This window comes from Streptosporangium canum (assembly GCF_900113865.1).
Lineage (GTDB): Bacteria > Actinomycetota > Actinomycetes > Streptosporangiales > Streptosporangiaceae > Streptosporangium > Streptosporangium canum.
Genome location: NZ_FOQY01000024.1, coordinates 39,689 through 62,747, shown reverse-complemented (window position 1 = coordinate 62,747; position 23,059 = coordinate 39,689). Strand labels below are relative to the sequence as shown.

Below are 23,059 nucleotides of genomic sequence, written 5' to 3'. Positions count from 1 at the left end.
GCGGCTGGACCGGCGGCCCGGACGACCCCGGGACGGCGCCCTCGTATCCCTCGGCCCGGCCGCAGACGTCCCTCGGCCGGCCGCGGGCGTTTCTCAGCCCAGGCGCGAGGCGAGGATGCCGGCACGGGCGAGCTGCACCTGGCGGGCCTTCTTCGCCGCGTAGCCCAGCAGCGGGCCGTTCCACGCGTGCACCACGAGCGTGTCCTCGACCTCGGTCCCGCCGTCCCTCTCGGCCAGGGCGAACCGGTAGTCCAGCCGCACCCCGCCGGGACTGTCCACCTCCCCCTCCACCGTCCGCGGCGTGCTGCGCAGCGTCACCTTGATCAGGTTGTCGTATTTGACCATGCCGAGGAACCTCAGGCGCTCGACCGAGGTGTAGCGGGTCTCCTCCCCGTTCTGCCGGATGTCCTTGACCGCGATGACCAGCGGGGAGAGCCCCACGTAGCTCTGCGGCTGGCTCAGGTGCGCGTGGAGCGCCGCCGGAGTGTTACGGACGTGAAAGGTATGACGAAGCGTGGCCTTTGGCACCGTTCTGCCCCCGTATGAAGATCTTTACTGGGAGACAGTAACGGGTTCCGCCATGTACCACCTGGCATGTTGCTCACCTCGTGTGAGGGAATCGAGCCTGCGGGGCAGTTCGCGGCGGGAGAAGGGATCGGCCCCGGCGTTGCGGATGTGGATGCCCACGGCGTACATGTCCCGGACCTCCATGAGGGTGGAGTAGCCCGGCCAGGAGCGCAGGTCGCTGCCGTAGGCGTCGGCGAAGGCGTCCACGTCGGCGGCGGTCAGGCCGAAGCGCCGCTGGCCGTGGTAGGTGTGGACCAGGTCCCACTCACGGGGGCCGACCGCGACGCCGTCCCAGTCGCAGAGCACCACGTGGCCGTCGGTGCAGCGCAGCAGGTTGTCGATCCAGGCGTCGCCGTGCAGCAGCACCGGGGAGCCGTCCACGCCCAGGCCCGACCAGCGCTCGGTCAGCTCCGCGATGCGGTCGCGCAGCCAGGCCCGCTGGCAGGAGGTGAGCTCCTCGGAGCGGTCCACCGCGCGGCGCACCTCCGACAGCGGGTCGGCGAACCGCTTCAGCGCCACCGGCGGCACCGGCAGCAGGTGCAGGCTGCGCAGGATCTCGCCCAGCTCCGTGGTGGTGGGACGGCCGCTGGCCGGGACGTAGTGCCAGAACGTGACGACCCTGCCCTCGTGCACCACGGGCTGCTCGGAGATCTCGTCGGCCGGGCGGACCGCGGGGAAGCCCTGCTGGGCCAGCCAGCGGGCCACCGCGAGCACCACCGGCAGGCGGGTCAGCGCGTTGGGCGCGGTGGCGATCCTGACCACGATCTCGCTGCGCAGCTTGAAGACGGCGTTGCTGCGCACCCGCAGCAGCTCGGCGTCCCTGTGGTCGATGCCGAGCTCCTCGCAGACGTCACGCAGCACCGCGAACGCCTCCTCGGCGAGCGGGCCGCCCATCAGCTGACCGGCGCGGCGTCGGAGAGCAGCTCGGTCAGGCGGCGCACCGCCACCGCCTTGTGCCGGGTGGGCGGCACCTCCGACAGCAGCGCCCGCGCGCGGTTGAGGACGATGGAGGTGCGGTGCTCCGGCGGCACCTGGAGGAGGGCCTTCTGGGCCAGGTGGCAGGCGTCCTCGACCTTGCCGTCGCGGAGCAGGTGCGCGGCCTGGTCGAGCAGGATGAGCACCGGGTCGATGGCGTAGGGCCCGGAGGGGCCGGGCGACCAGTCGACCTCCTCGCCCAGCTCGATCAGGGTGCCGATCCGGTAGAACTGCAGCCGCCGCTCCGAGAAGCGGAAGGCCAGGTGGTCGTGGCCCTCCGGAGGCATCCTGGCGAAGATCCTCTCGGCCTCGGCCAGCGCGACCCTGGCGGCCTTGTGCTCGCCCATCCTGGCCAGTGCCCGCGCCTCCGCCGCCGCGCCGAGTGCCGCCGGCGAGCTGGGCGCGCTGCCGGCGAGCATCCTGGCCTCGCGTGCGAGCCGTACGGTCTCGGCCAGGTCGCCGTAGTAGTAGGGGAGCATCGCCTGCTGCGCCCGGACCAGGGCGCGCAGCCGCAGGTCGCCCATGTCGTCGGCGGCGGTGCGGGCGGTGCCGTACCAGGCGTGGGCCTGGCGGGTGTCGCCGAGCTTCATCAGCGCGTCGGCCGACAGCAGCGCGAGCATCACCGTGGCGTTGAGCAGGCGGCGGTGGGTCATCGCGGGCTGGCGGGTGGCGGAGAGCGTCCGCACGTCCGACAGCTCCAGCATCAGCCGGTAGAGCATCGGCAGCGGGGCGCTGGTGATGTATTCGCGGCGGTAGCGCAGCACCTGCTCGTCGAGCCGGTCGAGCTGCTCCTCGGAGACGGTGGTGAGGGCGAGCGTGCGGTCCAGGTCCTGGCGGGTCCGCTCGACCTCGGCGAGCAGCCGGCCGCTCATCGCGAACCGGGAGCCGAGCAGCGCGTGGTGGAACAGCGCGCGGCGCTCCATGTCGTCGTCGAAGCGCTCTTCGGCCGGGTACGGCGGGCGGCCCTCGACGCCGGAGACGACCACGACCTTCGTCCCGCCGTCGTCCTCGCAGTAGTCGCCGGCCAGGCCGAGCCGTACGGCGTTGGCCCGGTAGAGCCGCGCCAGCAGGTCGATGGTCTGCGGCCGGGGCCTGGCGCGGTTGTTCTCCCACGCGTTGAGCAGGTCGATGCCGGCCCGCGCCTCACCGAGATCCTGGCGCTCGCACAGCTCCTCCAACTCCTGGACCGACTGCCTGGCCGACCACCCCCGGGCCAGCCGGTGCGCCTTGAGCAGGCTGACCCCGCAGCAGCCGTGGATGGCCTGCGTCGTCTGCCATAGTGTCCACTGGCGCGACTCGGCCTGCTCACGCCAGCGCCGGGCGCATGCGGGGGAATGCTCACCTCGGGCCACGGCGCCTCCCGGTCGCTGTTTACACAAGATTAACGAGAGCGCACCACAGCGTAAGCGTGCCTGTGTATTGCATTCCCTTTATCCGCAGGTTTTCCACGGAACAACGGGGAGTTTCCGGTCTATTCCACTGATCCTGCCCCGGCCCGGCCGGAAGCCGATTGCCTGAGCTGCCGCGAAACCGCACTCTGCAGAGAAGAAAAGCCACCAGCGTCCGCCAGGAGTGATCCGGATGACGGCAGAGCACGGCGAGGCCGTCGACCATCTGCGACGGCTAGCCGCCCAACTCGAGGCGCACTCCTTCCAGGTGCGCCTCAAAGCGCCCGCGGGACTCTTCCCGCGCCTCCACGTGATCAACCCGATGGTCCCCGCCATGACAGAGGACGTCCTCGCCGCCCACGAGGCCGACGGCGAGTGGTGGTTCTGGCTGTCCTGGGCCGGCCGCATCGGGCACGCCGAAGATGTCGCCACAGCTGCGGAACGTGTGGCTAGTGTGCTTCATGTGATACGCAGATAGGTGATTCTTGGGCTCCACATGGGTAACACCCGGTGATCAAGCCCCAGAAGGGAGCGCGACCGTGAAAAGGATCCAGGTCATCCAACGCCCGCGTCCGCCGCGTGAGCCCGCGCCGCTCGATCTACGGAGCCCGTCGGGGAGGCAGTTGCCTTTCTAGCGGCGCCTTTCCGGCGGCCCGGCCCCACAACGCTCTCCGATCGCCCGGACAGTGCGGAACAAGGCGGTCTCGGATCATGCGATACATAGTGGTGGGAGCCGGGGCGGTCGGCGGGACCATCGGAGGACGGCTGTCCCAGGGCGGCCACGACGTGGTCCTCGTCGCCCGTGGCGCGCACTACGACGCGCTCAGCCGTGACGGCCTGCGCCTGGTCACCCCCGACTCCGCCGAGACCCTCGACATCCCGGTGGCCCGGGAGCCGGTACGGCTCCGCGACGACGACGTGCTGATCGGCAGGGAGCTGGGCATCCCGGCACCGGCCAACGAGGTTCTCCGGCGCGAGGCCAACCGGTCGGCCCGCGAGCAGCTCCCGCCCGGCTCCATGTCCCCCCGGGCCCTGACCGAGCTCATCGACGCGCACGCGGCGGCCGTGTCCGGCTGACCCACCCGCGGAGACGGGCGCCGGATACGGGTGCCGCCATACACGGTTCGAGCCACTCTGAGGCCAGACAGGAGGACGCCCATGAGCGGATGGCAGGTCCATGAGGCGCAACAGCGCTTCAGCGAGGTCGTACGGCGTGCGGTGGACGAGGGCCCTCAGGTGGTCACCCGGCACGGAGAAGAGGTGGCCGTCGTCATCGGCATCGCCGAATACCGCCGTCTCAAAGACGGCACCCCCGACTTCAGCCGGTTCCTTCTCGCCGACCCCGACGGGGATGACGACATCGAGGCTGTCATTCTCAAACGGCACTCATGCTAAAGAGAAGATCGGCCTCCGGCTCAGCCAAACAGGTCGACCAGCACCGCCCGTGCTCTGGGGGAAGGCTCCTCTCCCGGGAAGAACTGCGCGCACAAGCGGATCGCGTCCTCCGAGGAGACGACGTTAGCCAGCTCCGCCAGATGTCGGAGATCATCTACATCGCGTGTCCGCGCCGCCATCGCCTTCATCGCGAAGATGTGCTCCGGTGAAGCCGCCATCACACGGAGGCCCGGATGATCGAAGACTCTCCGTTTCCCCGGATCGTCTTTCCCGGAGATGTAGACGCTGGCCTGCTCGTTCAACCACCACGGCGGCATTCCAAGATCCTCGGCGACCCGACGGGCCTCTTCCAGAACCACTCCATGCGGCACGAAGAGCGCGTCCACGTCACGGGTGACCCGGACGGCGTCGTAGGCGAGCGCCATTGCGGCTCCGCCCACGACGAAAAGATCGGCGACAACGCCCCTGCGCGTCAGCCGCTCCCCCAGTGCGGTGAATGCTCGTTCAAGCTCCACCCGGCCGAGCAGTCCGTCGTCTGTCCCGCTCACGCTGCCTCGAGATCCTTGCTCGAAAGGTAGACGCCGTGCTTACGGAATGCAGCAGGCGCCCAGACGAGCGCATCCGCACGCTGGCTGGCCAGTTCGGCGGGGAACCAGGGACGTCGCAACACCCGTAGCGCCGTCCATGAGGGCGGGGCAAGATCATGCTTTGCGGTGAGATGCTCCGCAAGAGCGGCCAGCAAGGCATCCCACCGTTCGTCGTCCACGGATTCCGGCTCGGACTGGAGCAGCGAGGGCTGAAGGCCCGGCGCCTCCCAGCGATACTCCTCCAGAAATTCCCACACGAGCTTCCAACGGATCTTGTCGTCGGTGTTAGCCGCCAGGCGCGCGGCAAGGTCAACGAGTGTCATAGGGCGATAAACCATGTCACCCCTCCCCGTTCACTCAGACTGCTTTCGATGCTACCGCCACGCACCCGCCCCTTCAGGCTCGATGAACAGTCATATCCTCCTTCAGGCGAACTTCGTCTTCGGCTGGCCCTGCAGGACACCCAGGGCCGAAGCGTTCTCATGTTGTAAGACCGAGTAGCTGGAGTCCGTCGGCGGGCTGGCTGCGGTAGTGGTCGGTGGCGGCGGTGATGTTGGTCCAGCCGATGAGGCGTGCCAGGCCGATAGCCAGGTTGCGGAGGCTGGCCATGATCCGGGGTGCGGTGCGGGTGCGGATTTTGGAGGCGTCCTCGCGGTAGGTGACGTCGCGAATGTGGTGCAGGGCTTCGATGCTCCAGTGGCCGCGGATGAGCGTGGCGAGCTGGGCGTGGGTGATCCGGCCGGGTGGGAGGCTGGTGATGGCGTAGATCGTGACGATGGTGGTCTTGCCCGTCTTGTGGTCGGTGCGGCGGCGTTTTACCTGGATCGCCTGGGCGGCGTGCGGGAAGGGTAGCCCCGGGCGGGCCGTGCAGATCTTCATGCGGCGGATCTCGCGGCGGCCATGTCCGGTCTCGTCGGTGCGGTCGTTGAGGACCGCTTCACGCCAGGGCAGGGCTTTGAGCCGGTGGTGCAGCGTGGGCTGGTTGCCCTTGGCGATGAACAGGTAGTGGCCGTCGGCGGCGATGATCTGGCGGGCGTGTTCGTGCTGGGTGTGCAGGGCGTCGGCGGTGACCACCACGCCGGTGAGGTCCAGGCCGGACAGCAGGGGCGCGAAGGCGGGGATCTCGTTGCTTTTGGCCTCGATCTGCCGTTGGGCCACGACGATCTGGGTGTCATGGCGCATGGCGGCCAGCAGATGGACCGTGGTGTCGGTGGTGCGGCTGCCGCGCAGGGTCTTGCCGTCGACGGCCAGGCCGGCGAGCGCGGCCCGGCCTGAGGGTGGGCTGCTCATGCCGGCAGGCGGGGTGCCGGCCGTGAGCGAGGCCAGGTAGCCGCAGGTCGCGGTGTCGAAGGCGTCGCCGTCCAGGCGGGCGAGGAGCCGTCCCAGGGTGCTGGCGGCCAGCCGTGGTGTGCCGGGTAACCCAGCTCGGGTGCGCAGGTCTGGGTGGTATCCGGCGATGACCCGGGTGATCTTTGCCAGAGAGGTTGCTCCGCCGAGTACGGCGAGCAGGGATAACGCCAGTAGCGGGCCGAGCCGGTAGCGGCGTCCCCGGCGGCTGCGCGGGTCGGGCACCGCATCCAGCACCTCGGCCAGGGCCGGCAGATCGAGCAGGTCGGTCGGTGGGTCGGCGACGGTGACGTGCTCCAGGTGGCGGGTGAGCACGTCGATCGGGGATGATGGCACGCGAACGCGGCCCCTGTTCTTGATCGACTGGCGTAGACAACCAACGATCATCGGGGGTCGCGTTTGTCATTCACACTCCGGGGGTGCCCTCACCGCCCGGCCTCGTCGAGCCCGCGTGCGTCCCACCAGCCGAGAACGCTTCGGCCCTGGGCGCCTTCCACGCTGTGAAGCGCGTCGCCGGAGCCAGCCGTTCTCCTTGGCCAGGAGTGCCGCCGGGCAGCGGCCGGCCGCGCCGAGGCGGGTGAGGAGGTCGGCCACGTGCTTGCGGAAGGTGTGCGCGGAGACACTCCTGTCTCGCGAACGCCGGGCGCGCAGGAGCCGGAGAAGCGGTTCGGTGCCGCCCCGGGCGCGGGATGCGCGGGCAGCGCCTCGCAGGCATGGTCAAAGCCCGTTCTTCGGCGGGGTTCTTCCTATCGCCCCCGGCAGAGAGGTCGCCGGGCCCAACCGGTTGGTCGCGCTGCTGTGGATCGGCGTCGCCACTCTTGGTGCCGGGCTCCTCACCGCAAAGGCGCGAGGGACACCCCTCCACTATTGAGGAAATATGACCTCTATAGTGGAGACCGTGGAAGATGACGGAGTTCTCTCCAGCGGTCTGTCGATGGCCGAGCTGGGCACACGGATCCGGGGCGAGCGCAGGTCTCGCGGACTGTCCATCGAACGGCTGGCCGAGCTGAGCGGGATCAGCCGGAGCATGGTGTCCGAGGTCGAGCGGGGGGCCAAGACGCCGAGCGTGCTCGTCCTGGACCGGCTGGCCACAGCGCTGGGCACCTCGATCGCACGGCTGCTGGACGAGCCCGCGCGGGAGACACCGCGGGTGCTCCGCCGGGCCGAGCAGCGCGTGCTGCGCGACCCGTCCGGGTGGGAGCGGCGCATCCTGTCGCCCGTGCTGCCGGATGTGGAGTTCGAGTTCATGAGGACGACCATCGGTCCGGGCGTCGACGCGGGCGAGTTCGCCCCGCACTCTCCGGGCTCGCGCGAGTACGTGGCCGTCGAATCCGGCCGGCTGCGGCTCACGGTCGACGACCGGCCGCACACCCTGGACGCCGGGGACTCGGTCTACTACCCGGGCGACCGCCGCCACGCCTTCGCCAACGACGGCGACACCGACTGCGTGTACTACCTGGCCATGGAGTTGGGCGGCCCCTCGGCCGCGCACCACGGGCCGCGGAAGGGGATGCTCGATGGATGAGCTGCGCCGAGCCGCCGGGAGGGCGGCCGACCTCATAGCCGACCACTTCGGGCACATCCGCGAGGAGCCGGTCTGGCGGCCGGTGCCGGCCGAGGATCGCCTCTGGCTGACCGCCCAGCGGCTGCCCGAGACCGGCCGGGCGCTGGACGAGCTGGTGGAGGATGTGCGGAGCCGGGTGATGCGCCACCCGATGGGAAACGGGCATCCCCGGTTCTTCGGCTGGGTGAACTCCCCGCCCTCCCCGGCGGGCGTGCTCGTCGAGCCGCTGGCCGCCACCCTGAACCCGAGCTGCGCGGGCGGCGAGCACGCCGGCCCCTTGCTGGAGCGCACCGTCGTGCGCTGGCTGGCCGACCTCGTCGGCTACCCCCACCCGCCGGGTGGCGGGCTGCTGACCAGCGGGGCGTCCATGGCCACCATCGTCTGCCTGGCCGCCGCCAGGCAGCGGGCGGCGCTCCAGGACGGATGGGACGCTCGCGAGGAGGGGCTCTCCGGGCGGCCGCCGCTGGTCCTGTACGTCTCGGCGGAAGGGCACAGCTGCCTGCGCAAGGCCGCCGAACTGCTGGGGCTGGGATCACGGCAGGTGCGCACGGTGCCGGTCGACGCCGCGTACCGCATGGACGTCGGCACCCTCCGGTCGATGATCGCCGAGGACGTGGCAGCGGGTCTGCGGCCGTTCTGCGTGGCCGCGAGCGCGGGCACCGTCAACACCGGCGCCGTCGACCCGCTCGACGAGATCGCCGACGTCGCCGCCGAGAACCGGCTGTGGTTCCACATCGACGGCGCCTACGGCGCGTTCGGCGTCCTGGCCGACGGCGCCGCGCCCTGCTACGCGGGAATGGACAGGGCGGATTCACTGGCGCTGGACCCGCACAAGTGGCTCGGCGTCCCGGTGGGCTGCGGATGCGCGCTGTTGCGCGATCCGGCCTCGGCCCGCGCCGCGTTCAGCCTGGTACCGGCGTACCTGCACGACGAGAACGCCGACGAGCTCGGCTGGTTCTCCGAGTACGGCCCGGAGCAGACGCGCCCCTTCCGGGCACTGAAGGCCTGGGCGACGATGTCTCACCTCGGCCGCCAGGGCGTCGGCCGGCTCGTGAACCACACGGCAGGGCTCGCGCGCACCCTGGCCGCCATGGTCGACGACTCCGGCGACTTCGAACTCCTCGCCCCCGTCACCACCTCCATCACCGCGTTCCGGTACCGCCCGGCGCCGGAGATCACCGGCGATCGGCTCGACGCGCTCAACCGCGCCGTCCCCGCCGCCGTCCAGCGACGGGGCGGCGCCTTCATCACCGGCACCCGTCTCGGTACGGACGACGCGCTGCGCGCCTGTTTCCTCCACCCGGCCACCACCGAGGACGACCTGGCCGTCCTGCTCGCCGAGATCCGCGCGGCCGCGAGGGAGATCGGCTGGTGAGCGCCCGCGTGCTGCTGTGCGATCTCGGCGGAGTGCTCTTCGACTTCGATCACCCCCACCGGCTGCGGATCCTCGCCCGAGCGTGCGGGAGCTCCCCGGAACGGATCCACGCCCTGCTGTGGGAGTCGGACTTCGGCGCCGGCAGCGACGAGGGCCGCTACCCCACCGCAGCCGAGGTCCGGGTGCGCATCCGCGCCGTCATCGGCTTCCCCGGCACCGACGACGAGCTCGACGCGGCCTGGTGCGCCGCCTATCGGCCCAACCCCGCCGTCATCGACACCCTGATCAGCGGGCACGGGCTGCCCATGGCGGTGTTCACCAACAACGGGCCGCTGGAGGAGGACGCCCTGCCCCGGCTTCACTCTCAGGCGTTCGCGCCCTTCGACCGGCTGTTCTTCAGTCACCGGCTCGGGCACCGCAAACCTCACCCGGCCGCCTTCGCGGCCGTGACCATGGGACTGGGCGTGGTTCCCGGGGACATCGTCTTCATCGACGACAGCGGAGCCAATGTCGCGGCGGCCCGCCGGCACGGATGGCAGGCCGTCCGGTTCCGCACGCCGGGCACGCTGGCCGAGACGGTCCGCGAGTATGCCGCGGATGTCCAGCCGTCCCTTGACCGTGAACTCGGCGACAGGCACGGGAGGGAGACCGGCATGCCCTCCGGCCCCGGCGGAGCCTAACCTGGAGCCGTGCAGGGATTACTGCTGCGCCTGTCGACTCTGGACGCCGACGCGGAGAGTGCCGTCCGCGTCATCGCGTACTTCGACTCGCTGGTGCGCAACCACGCGAGCGTCTCGGTGCTCCTCCAGGCGACGGCACGGCTGACGCAGTGCCCCGTCGGCCTCGCCGACGTGCGGGCCGTTGAGGAGCTCTCCCGCAGGCCGTACGGGGCGGAGGCGCTGGAGGCGGTGCGGGCCCTCTGCGCGGAGGGGTCGGTGCGCCGGGCGGCCGCCGCCGTGCACCTGCATCACAGCTCGCTGGCCGCGCGCATCGCACGGGCGGAGGCCGTTCTCGGTTGGAGCGGGGACTTCGCGAGGGCCGCCGCCAGTTCGGGATCGATGTTCGGTTGACTTCCTCCCCACGGCTGAAACCGGGGGGCTCCACGCTGAAAGGATTCAGATGAAGCACCATGTCACTCACCTCTGGGAAGACGGTAGTGCCGGTTCGCGCGATCGGCCCTGTCCATGGATCATCCGCGAGGCCGCGACCTGCTCACAACCGCAACATGGCCGCGATGCGCCGCCGGATGGCCGCCGGTTGGCGGTCGGCGGCCCGGCCGTCGCCGTCGTCCGTGCGACGCGTCATGCGGGTCACGGGCGCGGTCCCGCTCCCACGGGGGCGACGGCGGCGGGGCGTAGGGCTCCGGCGAGCAGGGTGCCCGCCAGGGTGATGACCGCGATGAGGCCGAATGTGGCGGGCAGCGAGGTCACGTCGGCGATCCAGCCGGTGACGGCGGGGGCCATGAGCCCGGACAGGTAGGTGATCGTCGCGACTCCGGCGACTCCCAGGCTGGGCGTCGCGGTGGCGTTGCCCCCGGCGGCGAAGCACAGCGGCACGATCACGGCCACTCCCAGTCCGAGCAGGGCGAACCCGATGATTCCCAGCACCGGGGTGCGGGCCATGACAATCACGGCTCCGCCGAGGGTGGCGAGCAGGCCGCCGGCGCGGACGGTCACGACCGGTCCGAGCCTGCGGACTGTCAGGTCCCCGGCCAGCCGGGTGACCGCCATGGCCAGAGCGAAGATCGCGTAGCTGGCGGCGGCGACGCCGGGACCGGCGCCGGTGACATCCTTGACGTAGACGGCGGCCCAGTTCATGCTCGCGCCCTCGGCGAAGGTGGCGCAGAATCCGACGGCTCCGATGGCGAGGATCGCCCGCGAGGGCGCGGCGAACCGGGGCGGCGCCTGCTCGCCCGGCTCGGGCCGGGTGTCCAGCAGGCCACGGCTCGCCATGACTCCGAAGACCAGCAGGGCCAGCGCCGCCACGGAGTGGTGGACACGCGCGTCGATCCCGGCGTGCGCCGCGACCACCCCGAGTCCCGCACCGGCCAGGCTGCCCACGCTCCACATGCCGTGCAGCCCGGACATGATCGAGCGCTCCAGGCGCCGTTCGACGATCACTCCCTGCGCGTTCATCGTGACGTCGCACATGCCGGCCGCCGCGCCGTACGCGAGGAACGCGGCGCACAGCCAGGGCAGCCCGGGAGAGAGAGCGGGAAGGGCCAGCGCCGCGCACCACAGGGCGATCAGGACCCGCGTGGCGGCACGGCCCCCGTAGCGGTGGACCAGCCGCCCGGCCATCGGCATGGCGACGAAGGCGCCGACGGCGGGGCAGAACAGGGCGAGTCCCAGCGCGGCCGGGCCGAGCTGGAGATGCTCCTGCAGCCATGGGATACGGGTCGCCATGCTTCCGGAGACCGCGCCGTGGGCGGCGAACACGGCCGTGATCGCGATGCGGGCACGTTGATTGTCGTTGCGCATGATGCTAGAAATTAACAGGAAGGCTACCTGATTAAAAGAGGACGGATGAAGACCGCGACCCCACAGATGGCCCGGGCGATCAACGACCGCCTCGCCCTCGACCTGCTGCTGGAGCACGGGACCCTGACCGCTCCCCAGCTACGGGCGCTCACCGGGCTGTCCCGCCCGACCGTGTCGGACCTCATCGAGCGCCTGCGGGTGAACGGGCTGATCGCGGTCGTGGGCGAGAGCGGCGAGGACCGGCGGGGGCCGAACGCCCGCGTCTACGGCATCGTGGCCGACCGCGCCCACGTGGCCGGGGTCGACGTACGGCGTGACACGGTCAACGTGACCGTCGCCGACATCACCGGCCGGACCGTCGGCTCCGCCGCACGCCCACTGGACGCCGGACGCTCACAGGAGACCGGACGCTCACTGAAGACCGCAGGCCCGCTGGACACCGTGGGCCCGCTGGACGCCGCAGGCCCCGCCGGGGCCGGACGCCCGGCCGGAGCGGGCCAGTCCGTAGAGCCCGGACGTTCCGGGGAGCCCGGCGACGACCTGGTCACGATCATCGCCGGCACCGTCGCGGAGGCGGCGGGCCACAGGAGTCTGCACGCGGTCGTCGTGGGCGCCCCGGGAATGGTGAACCCGCACAGCGGGGAGCCGGCCACGGACAACGGCGTGCCCGGCTGGCGGCCGAACCTGCTGCAGGCCCTGCGCCACCGGATCGACGCACCGGTCACCCTGGAGAACGAGGTCAACCTCGCCGCCGTCGCCGAGCACCGGATCGGATCCGCCCGGGGACGCAAGGACTTCGTCCTGCTCTGGCTGGACGACGGGGTGGGAGCGGCGGTCACCCTGGACGGAAGGCTGCGCCGGGGAGCCTCCGGGGGTGCGGGCGAGGTCGGCACCCTCGGCCTGCGGGGCGGGTCGTTCTGCGACCTGGTGAGCACCAAGTTCATCGGCGGCCTCGACCGGGACTCCCTCGCGGCGAGGATCGCCGAGGGCGCCTTCGCCTCGGTCGCCGTCCTCGATCCCGGGCTCGTCGTCCTCGGCGGGGAGACGGGCCGTTCGGGCGGGGACACGCTGGCCGCCCTGGTCGGCGAGCGTCTCGCCGCGCTCTCCCCCGTCTCGACCCAGGTCCGCCCGAGCACGGTGGAAGGCAACGCGATCCTGCACGGGGCCCTTCTCACCGCCCTGTCCATCGCCCACCGCGACGTCTTCGGCGAGGTGCCGGCATAGGCCGGACGGCCCCGGTCTCCTAGGCGGCCTCAAGCGCCTCGGCGACGGAGGGGAACACCTCGAACACCTGTGTCAGGCCGGCCAGGTTGAGCCGCCGCGCCAGGTTCCCCCGGATCCCGGTGACGATGAACCGGACCCCCTCGACCTGGCCGTGGTGGCGCGCCTGGAGCAGTTCGCCGATCCCCGAGGAGTCACAGAAGGTGAGGGCCGAGAGGTCGAGGATGAGGGTGCGCGACTGCAGGGCGCTCCACGCCCTGTTCATCTCCGCCCGTAACACCGGGGTGTGGTAGTGGTCCAGCTCACCACTGGCCTGCACGACGAGCGTCGTGCCGTGCAGTCCGGACGTGGCGGTGAAACCCGGCTCCGGTTCATTTCCCACTAACATGATCAACCTTCTACCCCGGCCTCTCCCAGCCATGTAACTTTCTCATACGGGACAAGTCGTTCCGGCAGGCCGGGGCGCGGAACATTCCGGCCCCCGCACGGCACCCCATGGACCCATCCGATTCAACTCTCGGCGGGGGACAGACCGACCGCATCCTCCACCGTGCCGAGTCCGCCGGACGGCTCCCCGCCCTCCGAGGCGGCGCGACCGTCGCTCCGCGGGGCCGGCGAGATCCGGAGGATCTCTCCCCTTCTCCCTGAAGTGCCCAGGGCATACGGGACTATTCCGACACCCACCGGTGAGGTGACCCGGCCCCGGCGACCGGGCGGGGCAGCCGCCGGTCCCGCGCTGGGACGGATCGAACCGAAGGCGGGTGGAGGTGCCGGTCCGGCTCGGCGCCCCGCACGGCGTCACCGTCTCCGGGAGGCGTGCGTAACTGTCGGTGGGCTGACGTAGTCTCTCTCAAACTCCAACAAAAGGGAGTATGAGATGAAAAAGGTTCGAATCGTCCAGAGGCCCCGTCCGCCCCGCAAGCCCGCCCCTCTCGACCTGCGCACGCCCTCAGGACGGCTCCTGCCGTTCTGAGGCGCCCCCGGAGCCACCCCGCCCCGCCAGGAACAGCCGGTTCACGAACCACAGAACCACGCCCACGGCGACCAGCACGCCCGCACGGATGTAGACGTCGCCGCCGCGACCCGTGACGGGCAGCGCCAGAACGAGACAGACCACCGCGCCCAGCGCGGGCATCCAGCTCGGCGCCCGGTAGTGCCCGTGCTCCACGACGTCCTTACGGAGGACCAGCACGGCCACGTTGACCAGCGCGAACACGCACAGCAGCAGGAACACCGTCGTGTCCGCCAGGTTGCTCACGTCGCCGGTGGCGACCAGCACCGCCGCGATGCCGACGGTGAACACGATGGCCACCCACGGGGTGGACCTCGTGGGATGGACCGCCGCGAAGACCTTCGGCACGATCCCCTGGCGCGCCATGCCGTACACCAGGCGCGAGGCCATGATCATGTTGATCAGCGCGGTGTTGCCCACCGCGAGCAGCGCGATCAGCGCGAACAGCTTGGGCGGGAAGGCGAAGCCCGCGACCTTGACGACCTCCAGCAACGGGCCGGTCGAGCTCTCCAGCGTCTCGGTGTCCACCAGCATGGTCGCGGTGAACGCGACCGCCATGTAGATCGCCGCGGCCGCGACCAGCCCGCCGAAGAGCGCGCGGGGATAGTCGCGCTGCGGGTCCTTGGACTCCTCGGCGAGGTTGACCGAGTCCTCGAAGCCGAGCAGGGCGTAGAAGGCGAGGGCGGTGCCGCCGAGGACGCCGAGGAACGCGCCGTTGGCCGGATGGAACTCCAGCGCCCTCGCGGGCTCGCCGTCACCGGCCAGCAGCGCGTAGGCCCCGATCGCGATGATGACCAGCAGGCCGAACGCCTCGATGACCGTCAGCACGACGTTGACCTTGATGGACTCGGAGATCCCGGCGAAGTTCACCAGCGCCACGATGCCGAGGAAGATGAACGCGCCCACGACCACCGGCATCGTGACGAACTCGGCCAGATATTCACCGCCGAACGCCCGGGCCGCGGCGCTCGCCGAGGTGATCCCGCTCATCAGCACGGCGAAGGCCACAATAAAAGTGACAAAGGGAATATTGAACGCTTTATTCGCATAAAGCGCCGCCCCGGCGGCCTGCGGATACTTCCCGACGAGCTCGGCATAGGCGGACGCCGTCAGCGCGGCCAGCACGAAGGCGATGAGGAACGGCAGCCACAGAGCCCCGCCGACGTATCCCGCCACCTTCCCGACCAGGGCGTATATCCCCGCGCCGAGGATGTCGCCCACCACGAACAACAGCAGGACCCTGCGTCCGATCACCCGCTTGAGCGAGTGCTGGGCCGGACCAGAACCAATGATCGCCTCAGCCATACCCTCCCCTTACCCAACGCAGCAAGCTAATCACATCGCGTCACAAGAACCTGCTTCTGTAAGCGGCATGAAAGTGATCCGCAAGGCGGGTGCCTAAAGTTTGATCTGTCACGAAATGCAATGAAAGGCAGAAATGCTTAGCGCCCTCTCCTCCCGCCGTATCGCCGTCACCGTCGCGGGAGCCGCTCTTATCTCCATGACCGCAGCCTGCGGCGGTAGCGCCAACGCCGAGGCCTGCGCCAGCGCGACGAAGCTGTTGACGGACTACAGCACGTCCGTGGCCTCCGTCGGCGCCGACTTCGGCAAGTACAACGAGGTGAACCAGAAGCTCTCCGACGACTTCAAGGCTCTGGCCGGCAAGGCTGACGGCGAACTGGCCAGCGCGCTCAACGGCTTCGCCGCCACCTGGGCCGCCTTCAAGATCGACGAGAAGGACCCGGGCGCCTCCGCCGCGGCCATCCAGGAGATCGGCAAGAAGTCGCAGGAGGCCACCCTCAAGTTCGGCAGCGCCTGCGCCTAGCAGGACCTGTGCCTCCCGGGGAGAGGAGGCACTCGCGGCACGGCCGTCGCTCCGCCTGCGGGGGGCAGCGCGGCGCGACGGCCGTGCCGAACATCTCCCGGAGCCCCTGCCCCGCACGGCAGGGGCTCCGCCTTTACTACCCGTCCGTACGGCCCGCTTTACCGCCCGTCCGCACGGCCCGCGCGGGCCTCCTCGTAGCACTGCTCGAAGCCCTCCAGCACCGCCGGCCAGGAGCTGCGGACGGGCTCGGTCTCGCGGTTGTGCTCCGCGATCGCCTCGCGCAGCTCACGGTCGTGGACCAGCCGGGCGACCGACGCCACCAGGTCCTCGAAGCTCTCCCCGAGCAGCCCTTCCTTGCCCGGCCGGACGAAGTCGGCCACCCCGCTCTGGGCCCGCGCGACCACCGGGATGCCCGACGACCTGGCCTCCAGCGCCGCCAGCCCGAACGACTCGCGGGGCGCCGGGGCGACGAACACGTCCGCCGAGGCGAGCAGGTCGCGGATCCGCTCGCGGCTGTAGCGTCCGGGCAGCGACACCCAGCCGCCCATCCCGTTGGCGCGCAGGTAGCGCTCCATCTGCGAGCGCGCCGGGCCGTCCCCGACGATGGTCGCCCGCATCGGCGTCTCCCGCGGCACCTGGGCGCGGGCCTCCTTCAGCAGCCTGAGCAGCCGGACCGGCTGCTTGCGGGGCGCCAGCCGCCCCACCGCGACGACGTGCACGGCCCCGTCGCCGGGCCCGTGCCGTACCGGGGCGGAGGAACGCCAGCCGGAGACGTCGAGCCCGTTGGAGACCACGTGCACCGGCACCCGGCGACCGGCGACCGCGCGGATCGGCAGGGCCGCGGCCTCGCTCACCGCGGTGCCCACCAGCCCCCAGCGGTGCCATTCGAACAGCAGCCGCAGGCCCCGGTAGACGCCCCGGGTGACCGGGTCCCACATGCTGTGCACGGTCACGACCACGGGCAGCCCCAGGCGGACGGCCGCGCGGACGCCCATCCAGGCGAACGGCGAGACCGCCCCCGTGTGCACGTGCACCACGTCGGGGCGGCGCGCCCGCATCAACCGCAGCAGGTGGCCCACCCCGAACGGGTGGACCGGCAGATCAAAGGGGAGTTTCGCCACGATCCGGTGCACGCCGGGCAGGGGTTCGCCCGGGGTGGCGGTCGCCACCTCGACCTCGTGACCCACCTCCCTCTGCATCCGGACCAGATCGCCGACCTGCACCTCGATCCCGCCGAGGCGCGGCAGGTAACAGTCACTGACGTGGAGGATCCTCACCGTGCCAGCGTAGCCCCGCGTGAGATCATGCCTGCGTGTCCGCAGGGGCGGGCACGGACCGCCCGAACGGAGTGAGCAGCAATCGACACCGTCAAGACAGCTGTGTTCTTCCACGCCCATCCCGACGACGAGGCCCTGCTGACGGCGGGCACCATGGCGATGCTCGCCGCCGAGGGGCACCGGGTGGTCCTCGTCGTGGCGACCTCCGGGGAGCGCGGCCAGGCCGACCTCGAACCCGGTGAGGCGCTGGGCGCAGCGCGCATCGCCGAGCTGTACAAGTCGGCGGCGGCGCTCGGCTGCGCCCGGGTGGTGAACCTGGGCTACGGCGACTCCGGCCTGGCCCCCGGCGGCGGGACGGCGCAGGACCGGCCGGACAACGCGTTCATCGACGCCGACGTCGAGGAGGCGGCCCGGCGCCTGGCCGCGATCCTCACCGAGGAGGACGCCGACCTGCTGACGACCTACGATCCGGCCGGCGGCTACGGGCACCCCGACCACGTCCAGGTCCACCGGGTCGGCGGCCGGGCCGCCGAGATCGCGGGCACCCCGATCGTGCTGGAGGCCACGGTCAACCGCGACCCCCTGCTCAAGGGGCTCCGCCTGGTCAGCAGGTTCTACCCCCAGCTCGACATCCGCTCCTTCGAGCGGGCCTACTCCCCCGGCGAGACCATCACCCACCGGGTCGGCGTGCGGCGCTTCGCCCGCCAGAAGCGGGCGAGCATGGCCGCCCACGCCTCCCAGGCCACCGGCGCGGACACCCGCACGCTGGGCGCGATGCTCAAGATCCCCCAGCCCCTCTACCGTCTCGTCTTCGGCACCGAGTGGTACGTCCGGCGCGGCCTGCCGCCCGGCACGAGGCTGAGGCACCCGTTCGAAGTTCCTCCCAAAGGATGAGCCGCAGACCGGCACACTTGGTCGAGGGGGTTACATGAAGAACAAGTGGGTCCAGATCGGACTGTCGGTCGCATCTCTGGCGCTCGCCGCCACGCTCGTGCGCTTCCTGCCGCAGATCGTGGCCGCACTGACCGGCAAGCACGTCTCCTGGACGCAGATCGGCGCCCAGTTCGCCAGGCTGAGCTGGCAGATGGTCGCCCTGATGGCCGTCGTCTGGCTGGCGAGCCTGCTGGCCTACACGTTCGTGCTGACCGCCTCCCTGCCCGGCCTCACCCACTCGCAGGCCCTGACGCTGAACGCGGCCGGCAGCGCGGTGAGCAACCTGCTCCCGTTCGGCGGCGCCGCCGGGGTGGCGATGACGATCGCGATGACCAAGGGCTGGGGCTTCCCGTTACGGGCCGTCGTGGTCTCCACGCTCTCCAGCGGCATCTGGAACACCATGTTCCGGTTCGTCCTGCCCGCCGTGGGCATCGTGGCCCTGCTGCTCAGCGGGCAGGAGCTCAGCCCGGCCGTGACCAACGCGGGCTGGGTGGGCTCGCTTTCCCTGCTGGCCCTGGTCGTCGTGGTGGCCGCCGCGCTCTACTGGGACCGCGCCGCCGCCGTGCTCGGCCGCGCCCTCGACGCCGTCGCCCGGCTGCTCCCCCGCGGGGTGCGCCCCGCCGAGCACACCCTCTCCCGGGCGCTGGAGAAGCTGCGCGCCGACACCTCCGACGTCGTACGGCACCGCTGGCGGGGACTGACCCTGGGCATGGTCTTCTTCCTCGGGCTGCAGTGGCTGCTCCTGGTCTGCTGCCTGCAGGCCACCGGCGCCTATCCGGGGCTGGCGCAGTCGATCGCGGTGTTCGCCCTGTCCAGGGTGCTGACCACCGCCCTGGTTACCCCGAGCGGGACCGGGATCATGGAGGCGGGGACCGTCGGCGCGCTGGTCTTCTTCGGTGCGCCGCTCGATTCCGCGACCGCCGCTGCGCTGCTTTTCGGCTTCTGGACCTACACTGTCGAAATCCCCTTCGGCGGCCTGGCGCTCGGCGCGTGGGCGCTTCTGCGCCGGCGTGAGAACGCCGCCTCGGCCTCCGACAAGGAGCCCATCAGCCGCTAGATTGGGAAATACCTTGTGCGCGATTCGAAGGCCCGCATAGCGTGGCGGCTGACATGGTGGCGTTCCGGGTTCTCGGTCCGGTCGAGGCGCATTCCGATGAGGACGAGCTCGACCTAGGCGGGCTGCGGCAGCGTGCCGTCCTCGCCCGATTGCTGGTGGCGCGCGGGCAGGTCGTGCCCGTCGACTCCCTCCTCTACGACCTGTGGGACGACGACGCCGCCAAGGGGGCGCAGTCGGGCCTGCAGGTCTACATCTCCCGCCTGCGCCGGGTCCTCGAACCCGGCCGCCCGCGCGGGGGCCCCAACCGGCTGCTGGTGACGGTCGCCTCCGGCTACGCGCTGCGGGTCACCCCCGACCAGGTGGACGCCCTGCGCTTCGAGGCGCTGGTCCGCACCGCCGGAGAGCACCTGGAGGGCGACGACCCCTCCTCGGCGCGGGTCCGCCTGGAGAAGGCCCTGGGCCTGTGGCGCGGCACCCCCTACTCCGACTTCGCCGACCAGCCGTGGGCCGAGGCCGAGGTCAACCGGCTGGCCGAGCTGCGCCTGGTGGCCCGTGAGCGGCACGCCGACAGCGGCCTGCGCCTGGGCATGGCCTCCGAGGCGGTGCCCGACCTGGAGGCGCTGACCACCGAGCATCCGCTCCGCGAGGAGGGCTGGCGGCTGCTCGCCCTCGGCCTCTACCGGTGCGGACGGCAGGGCGACGCGCTGGCCGCGCTGCGCAGGGCCCGCACGATCCTCGCCGACGAGCTGGGCATCGACCCGGGCCCGGCGCTGCGCAAGCTGGAGTCCGACATCCTGGCCCAGGACCCCGGCCTGCAGCTCGCCGTCTCGCAGACGGGCCGTCAGCGCCCTCCGGTGCCCGCCGACACCTGGCCGCCCCGGCCCACCGCGGCGCCGGTGGAGCTGCCGCCGCTGGAGCCCGAGCCGTTCGTCGGCCGGGACGCCGAACTCAACCGGCTGACCACGGCGGCGGCCCGGACCGGCCGCTTCACCGTCGCGGTGATCAGCGGCGACGCGGGCGCGGGCAAGACCACGCTGGTCCGCCAGCTCACCAAGCGCCTCTCCGACGACGGCTGGGGCACCTCCTCCGGCGCCTGCCCCGACAGCAGCGCCACCCCTCCCGGCTGGGCCTGGGTGGAGATCCTGCGCACCCTGGTGAACGCGGCCGGGCCCGGGGAGTACGCCCCGCTGCTCGCCCCGCTGCTGGACGACGCGGCCCCCGCGCCCGACGACGACCAGGTCTCCGGTGGCTTCCGGCTGCACCGGGCGGTGGGCGGCTATCTGGCGGCCGTCGCCAAGGACACCCCGATCCTGCTGACGCTGGAGGATCTGCACTGGGCCGACGACCAGACCCTGGCGCTGCTGCGCGCGCTGCCGAGCCTGCTGGCCACCAGCCGGGTTCTGCTGGTGGTGACCTGCCGTGACAGCGAGCTGAGCGACCAGCAGGCCGACGTGCTGGCCGCGCTGGCCCGGCTGGGGCCGGTCCGGGTGGGCCTGGCCGGCCTGGATCCCCAGGCGGTGGCCGAGCTGGTCCGGGCGACCTGCGTGCGCGAGGTGGACGAGGACGCGGTCAACAGCATCGTCGAGCGGACCGCGGGCAACCCGTTCTTCGTCCGGGAGACCGTGCGCCTGCTCGACGCCGAGGCCGTGAGCGACCGCGCGACGGCCGCCGAGGTGATCTCCGGGGTGCCCTCCGGCGTCCGCGACGTGCTGCGGCGGCGGATCTCGCGGCTGCCCGCGGCGGCCCAGCAGATCCTGCTGCAGGCCGCGGTGATCGGCCGTGACGTCGACGTGGACGTGCTGGTCGACGTGACGGGCGACGAGGACGCCGTGGTCGACGCCGTGGAGGCGGCGCTGCTCGCCGGGCTGGTCACCGAGCCGGGCCCCGGCATGCTCCGCTTCGACCACGACCTGGTCCGCGACACCCTCTACTCCGACGCCTCCCGGCTGCGCCGCTCCCGGCTGCACGCCTCGGTGGCCGCGGTGATCGAGCGCAGGAACCCCGGCGACGTGGCCGCGCTCGCCCACCACTACGACGCGGCGGGCACCGCCGAGACGGCCATCAAGGCGGTGCACTACGCCGGGCTGGCCGCCGAGCAGGCCGAGCGCCGCTTCGCCCACCGCGAGGCCGCCTCGCTGCGGGAGCAGGCCATCGCCGCCTTCGACCGGTCGGGCGTCACCGACACCCCGGAAAGCACCAGGGAACGCCTGCTGCTGACCCTGAGCCTGATCAAGGCGCTGGCGCTCTGCGGCGACATGGCCGCGGCCCGCATGCGGCGGCGCGAGGCGATGGACGCGGCCCTGCCGCTGGGAAACCTGGAGCTCACCGCCCGGGTGGCGGCCTCCCTGGCCGTGCCGCACAAGGGCATGGCGCGCGACTTCACCCGCACCGCGTGGGAGATCGTCGACGTCGCCGAGAAGGCGCTGGTCGAGTTGCCCTCCGGCGAGCAGGCGCTACGGGCGAGCCTGCTGGCCACGCTCGCGCTGGAGCTGGAGGGCTCCGCCACCCCCCGGGGCGAGCAGGCCTCGCTGGAGGCCGAGGAGCTGGCCCGGCGGAGCGGTGACCCCGCGCTGCTGGCGACCGCGCTGAGCGGCCGGCTGCGCCAGTCCTACGGCATCACCCCGGTCGGCGAGCGCGAGGTCATCGGCCGGGAGCTGCTGGAGGTGGGCAAGACGACCGGCCAGGTCTCGGTGCAGGCCCTGGCCCATCTCGTGCTGATGGAGTGCGCGGCCGCCTCGGGTGCGTTCGCCGACGCCGACGCGCACGTGGCCGCCGCCGAACGCCTCGCCAGGCAGTACGGCCTGCCCGCGCCGGCGGCGGTCGGCGCCTGGTACGCCGGGCAGCGCCTGATGATCGCCGGTGACTTCACCGGCGCGGAGCGCGCCTACCGCGACGCCGCCCGGCTGACGGCACGGGCCGGCATGCTGGAGGGCCGCCAGGACCTGCCGCTCATCACCACGTTCTGCCTGCACCTGGTCAACGGCCGGGCCGCCGACATGGTGGAGCCCCTGGCCGAGGCCCACCAGCGCGGAGCCAAGTGGACCCTCGACGCCTACGCGGTGGCCCTGGCCTCGGCCGGGCACATGCGTGACGCGCGGGCGGTCATCGCGGTCAAGACCCCGGTCCGCCCCGACTTCCTCTACGAGCTGGCGATGATCTGGCGGGCCCTGGCGGGCATGCTGCTGGACGACCGGGAGCGGATGGTCGAGGCCTACGACACCCTGAAGCCGTTCGCCGAGCGGATCGCGGGGGCGGGCACCGGCGTGGTGGCGCTGTGGCCGGTCGCGCTGACCCTCGGCGACCTGGCCCTCCGGCTGGGCTTCACCGAGGCGGTGAAGCCGCACTACGACAAGGCGCTCGCGGTGGCCCGGCGGGTCGGCGTGACGCGCTGGGTCGAGGCCGCGCAGCGCTCGCTCAGCAGCTGACGAGGAATCTCGCGCTGCGCAGCCTGGCGCCGCCGGACACCGCCAGCTCCGCGCGGTACCAGCCGGGGTTGTCGACCACGCTCGGCTGCCACTCGGCGGCCTGGCTCCGGCCGGCGAAGCCGGAGTGGCTGGTGAGGTAGGTCCGCCAGGTCCGGGTGGTGGTGCTCCAGCGCTGCAGGCGCCAGCCGTACGAGAGGGCGCTGTCGGGCCGGGGGTTGTCGATCACGCTGCGGATCAGGTAGGGCCGGTGGCACGGCCGGGACACGCCGAGGGCGCTGACGGCGATCGTGCCGGCGGCCGGGGCCTCCACCGTGGCGGCCGGCACCGACTCCGACGACAGGGTCACCGGCTGCGTCCGCGCCGCCACGCCCGCCGGCGCCTGGACGGAGGCGACGTGAGAAGTCTCCACTCCCGCGTAGGCTCCGATGAAGGCCAGCGTGGCCACCAGCAGCTTCACGACGCTTGCGGTCCCACTCGCCACCACCGGCGCGATACTGCTCCGCGGACTCATGACAGACACCTCTCCTTCGTCACTCACAGGTGTATGCCGTGATGGTTGATCTCTGCTTGATGTCCGCTTGCAGGGATCCCGCAGTATTAATTCAGGTAAGCCTGTCCTAATATCGGATGC

The 23,059-nt window shown here is 71.6% G+C and carries 23 protein-coding genes; 12 read left to right on the top strand and 11 right to left on the bottom strand.

Annotated features, from left to right (window positions below):
* Positions 1-93 precede the first annotated feature (93 nt).
* The 3 genes from BM085_RS29005 to BM085_RS28995 are packed head-to-tail and all read right to left on the bottom strand — an operon-like array spanning position 94 to position 2,894.
* Entirely contained in the window at positions 94-528 is a 435-nt protein-coding gene (locus BM085_RS29005; protein ID WP_093890051.1) for a hypothetical protein, read from the bottom strand.
* Positions 529-552: 24 nt separating this feature from the next.
* Positions 553-1,461, bottom strand: a complete 909-nt coding sequence (locus BM085_RS29000) for a phosphotransferase enzyme family protein (RefSeq protein ID WP_093890050.1) — start codon at positions 1,459-1,461, stop codon at positions 553-555.
* Positions 1,461-2,894 (bottom strand): helix-turn-helix domain-containing protein, encoded by a 1,434-nt coding sequence (locus BM085_RS28995; RefSeq protein WP_093890049.1) that lies wholly within the window; start codon positions 2,892-2,894, stop codon positions 1,461-1,463. The genes BM085_RS29000 and BM085_RS28995 overlap by 1 nt, the downstream gene beginning before the upstream one ends.
* Positions 2,895-3,123: 229 nt before the next feature.
* On the opposite strand from BM085_RS28995, the gene BM085_RS28990 reads away from it, so the two are divergent.
* The 3 genes from BM085_RS28990 to BM085_RS28980 all read left to right on the top strand — a co-directional run bounded on the left by BM085_RS28990 (position 3,124) and on the right by BM085_RS28980 (position 4,325).
* Positions 3,124-3,408 (top strand): hypothetical protein, encoded by a 285-nt coding sequence (locus tag BM085_RS28990; protein WP_012894020.1) that lies wholly within the window; start codon positions 3,124-3,126, stop codon positions 3,406-3,408.
* A 233-nt stretch (positions 3,409-3,641) separates the two neighbouring features.
* Positions 3,642-4,007 carry a ketopantoate reductase family protein gene (locus BM085_RS28985; RefSeq protein ID WP_093890048.1) on the top strand — a complete coding sequence of 122 codons (366 nt, stop codon included), beginning with the start codon at positions 3,642-3,644 and terminating at the stop codon, positions 4,005-4,007.
* Between the two features lie 81 nt (positions 4,008-4,088).
* Entirely contained in the window at positions 4,089-4,325 is a 237-nt protein-coding gene (locus BM085_RS28980; RefSeq protein ID WP_093890047.1) for a type II toxin-antitoxin system Phd/YefM family antitoxin, read from the top strand.
* A gap of 20 nt (positions 4,326-4,345) precedes the next feature.
* On the opposite strand, the gene BM085_RS28975 is transcribed toward BM085_RS28980, so the two are convergent.
* The 3 genes from BM085_RS28975 to BM085_RS28965 form a co-directional block, all read right to left on the bottom strand.
* Entirely contained in the window at positions 4,346-4,873 is a 528-nt protein-coding gene (locus BM085_RS28975; RefSeq protein WP_093890046.1) for a DUF6036 family nucleotidyltransferase, read from the bottom strand.
* Positions 4,870-5,235 carry a hypothetical protein gene (locus tag BM085_RS28970; protein ID WP_093890045.1) on the bottom strand — a complete coding sequence of 122 codons (366 nt, stop codon included), beginning with the start codon at positions 5,233-5,235 and terminating at the stop codon, positions 4,870-4,872. The genes BM085_RS28975 and BM085_RS28970 overlap by 4 nt, the downstream gene beginning before the upstream one ends.
* A gap of 157 nt (positions 5,236-5,392) precedes the next feature.
* The gene (locus tag BM085_RS28965) at positions 5,393-6,595 is read right to left on the bottom strand and encodes an ISAs1 family transposase (RefSeq protein ID WP_177245329.1); all 1,203 of its coding nucleotides are present in this window, start codon (positions 6,593-6,595) and stop codon (positions 5,393-5,395) included.
* Between the two features lie 562 nt (positions 6,596-7,157).
* Between BM085_RS28965 and BM085_RS28960 the strand changes: the two genes are divergently transcribed.
* Genes BM085_RS28960 through BM085_RS28945 form a run of 4 tightly spaced genes read left to right on the top strand, consistent with a single transcriptional unit; the run spans position 7,158 to position 10,268 of the window.
* Positions 7,158-7,784 (top strand): helix-turn-helix domain-containing protein, encoded by a 627-nt coding sequence (locus tag BM085_RS28960; protein ID WP_245789758.1) that lies wholly within the window; start codon positions 7,158-7,160, stop codon positions 7,782-7,784.
* On the top strand, positions 7,777-9,198 hold the full coding sequence (locus tag BM085_RS28955; RefSeq protein ID WP_093890042.1) for a pyridoxal phosphate-dependent decarboxylase family protein: 1,422 nt from the start codon (positions 7,777-7,779) through the stop codon (positions 9,196-9,198). Before BM085_RS28960 ends, BM085_RS28955 begins: the two co-directional genes overlap by 8 nt.
* On the top strand, positions 9,195-9,878 hold the full coding sequence (locus tag BM085_RS44705) for an HAD family hydrolase (RefSeq protein ID WP_177245328.1): 684 nt from the start codon (positions 9,195-9,197) through the stop codon (positions 9,876-9,878). The genes BM085_RS28955 and BM085_RS44705 overlap by 4 nt, the downstream gene beginning before the upstream one ends.
* 9 nt (positions 9,879-9,887) lie before the next feature.
* Positions 9,888-10,268 carry a helix-turn-helix domain-containing protein gene (locus BM085_RS28945; protein WP_093890041.1) on the top strand — a complete coding sequence of 127 codons (381 nt, stop codon included), beginning with the start codon at positions 9,888-9,890 and terminating at the stop codon, positions 10,266-10,268.
* Between the two features lie 240 nt (positions 10,269-10,508).
* Here the strand turns inward: BM085_RS28945 and BM085_RS28940 are convergent, their stop codons facing one another.
* Complete coding sequence (locus BM085_RS28940) at positions 10,509-11,678, bottom strand: MFS transporter (RefSeq protein WP_093890040.1); 1,170 nt, start codon at positions 11,676-11,678, stop codon at positions 10,509-10,511.
* 45 nt (positions 11,679-11,723) lie between these two features.
* Between BM085_RS28940 and BM085_RS28935 the strand changes: the two genes are divergently transcribed.
* On the top strand, positions 11,724-12,902 hold the full coding sequence (locus BM085_RS28935) for an ROK family transcriptional regulator (RefSeq protein ID WP_093890039.1): 1,179 nt from the start codon (positions 11,724-11,726) through the stop codon (positions 12,900-12,902).
* Positions 12,903-12,921: 19 nt separating this feature from the next.
* Here BM085_RS28935 and BM085_RS28930 read toward each other — a convergent pair whose 3' ends face one another.
* Positions 12,922-13,287, bottom strand: a complete 366-nt coding sequence (locus BM085_RS28930; protein ID WP_177245327.1) for an STAS domain-containing protein — start codon at positions 13,285-13,287, stop codon at positions 12,922-12,924.
* A gap of 561 nt (positions 13,288-13,848) precedes the next feature.
* The gene (locus tag BM085_RS28925) at positions 13,849-15,216 is read right to left on the bottom strand and encodes an APC family permease (RefSeq protein WP_093890037.1); all 1,368 of its coding nucleotides are present in this window, start codon (positions 15,214-15,216) and stop codon (positions 13,849-13,851) included.
* Positions 15,217-15,349: 133 nt separating this feature from the next.
* On the opposite strand from BM085_RS28925, the gene BM085_RS28920 reads away from it, so the two are divergent.
* Positions 15,350-15,736, top strand: coding sequence for a hypothetical protein (locus tag BM085_RS28920; protein WP_143121115.1), 387 nt, complete (start codon positions 15,350-15,352; stop codon positions 15,734-15,736).
* 158 nt (positions 15,737-15,894) lie between these two features.
* Here the strand turns inward: BM085_RS28920 and BM085_RS28915 are convergent, their stop codons facing one another.
* Positions 15,895-17,013, bottom strand: coding sequence for a glycosyltransferase family 4 protein (locus BM085_RS28915; protein WP_093890035.1), 1,119 nt, complete (start codon positions 17,011-17,013; stop codon positions 15,895-15,897).
* A gap of 102 nt (positions 17,014-17,115) precedes the next feature.
* Between BM085_RS28915 and BM085_RS28910 the strand changes: the two genes are divergently transcribed.
* The 3 genes from BM085_RS28910 to BM085_RS46965 are packed head-to-tail and all read left to right on the top strand — an operon-like array spanning position 17,116 to position 22,428.
* Positions 17,116-17,907: a PIG-L family deacetylase gene (locus BM085_RS28910; protein ID WP_093890034.1), complete on the top strand. Its 792-nt coding sequence runs from the start codon at positions 17,116-17,118 to the stop codon at positions 17,905-17,907.
* A gap of 34 nt (positions 17,908-17,941) precedes the next feature.
* Positions 17,942-19,003: a lysylphosphatidylglycerol synthase transmembrane domain-containing protein gene (locus tag BM085_RS28905; protein WP_093890033.1), complete on the top strand. Its 1,062-nt coding sequence runs from the start codon at positions 17,942-17,944 to the stop codon at positions 19,001-19,003.
* A 41-nt stretch (positions 19,004-19,044) separates the two neighbouring features.
* Positions 19,045-22,428, top strand: a complete 3,384-nt coding sequence (locus BM085_RS46965) for an ATP-binding protein (protein WP_281249877.1) — start codon at positions 19,045-19,047, stop codon at positions 22,426-22,428.
* On the opposite strand, the gene BM085_RS28895 is transcribed toward BM085_RS46965, so the two are convergent.
* Positions 22,418-22,939, bottom strand: a complete 522-nt coding sequence (locus BM085_RS28895) for a hypothetical protein (RefSeq protein ID WP_143121114.1) — start codon at positions 22,937-22,939, stop codon at positions 22,418-22,420. The genes BM085_RS46965 and BM085_RS28895 overlap by 11 nt on opposite strands.
* Positions 22,940-23,059 lie beyond the last annotated feature (120 nt).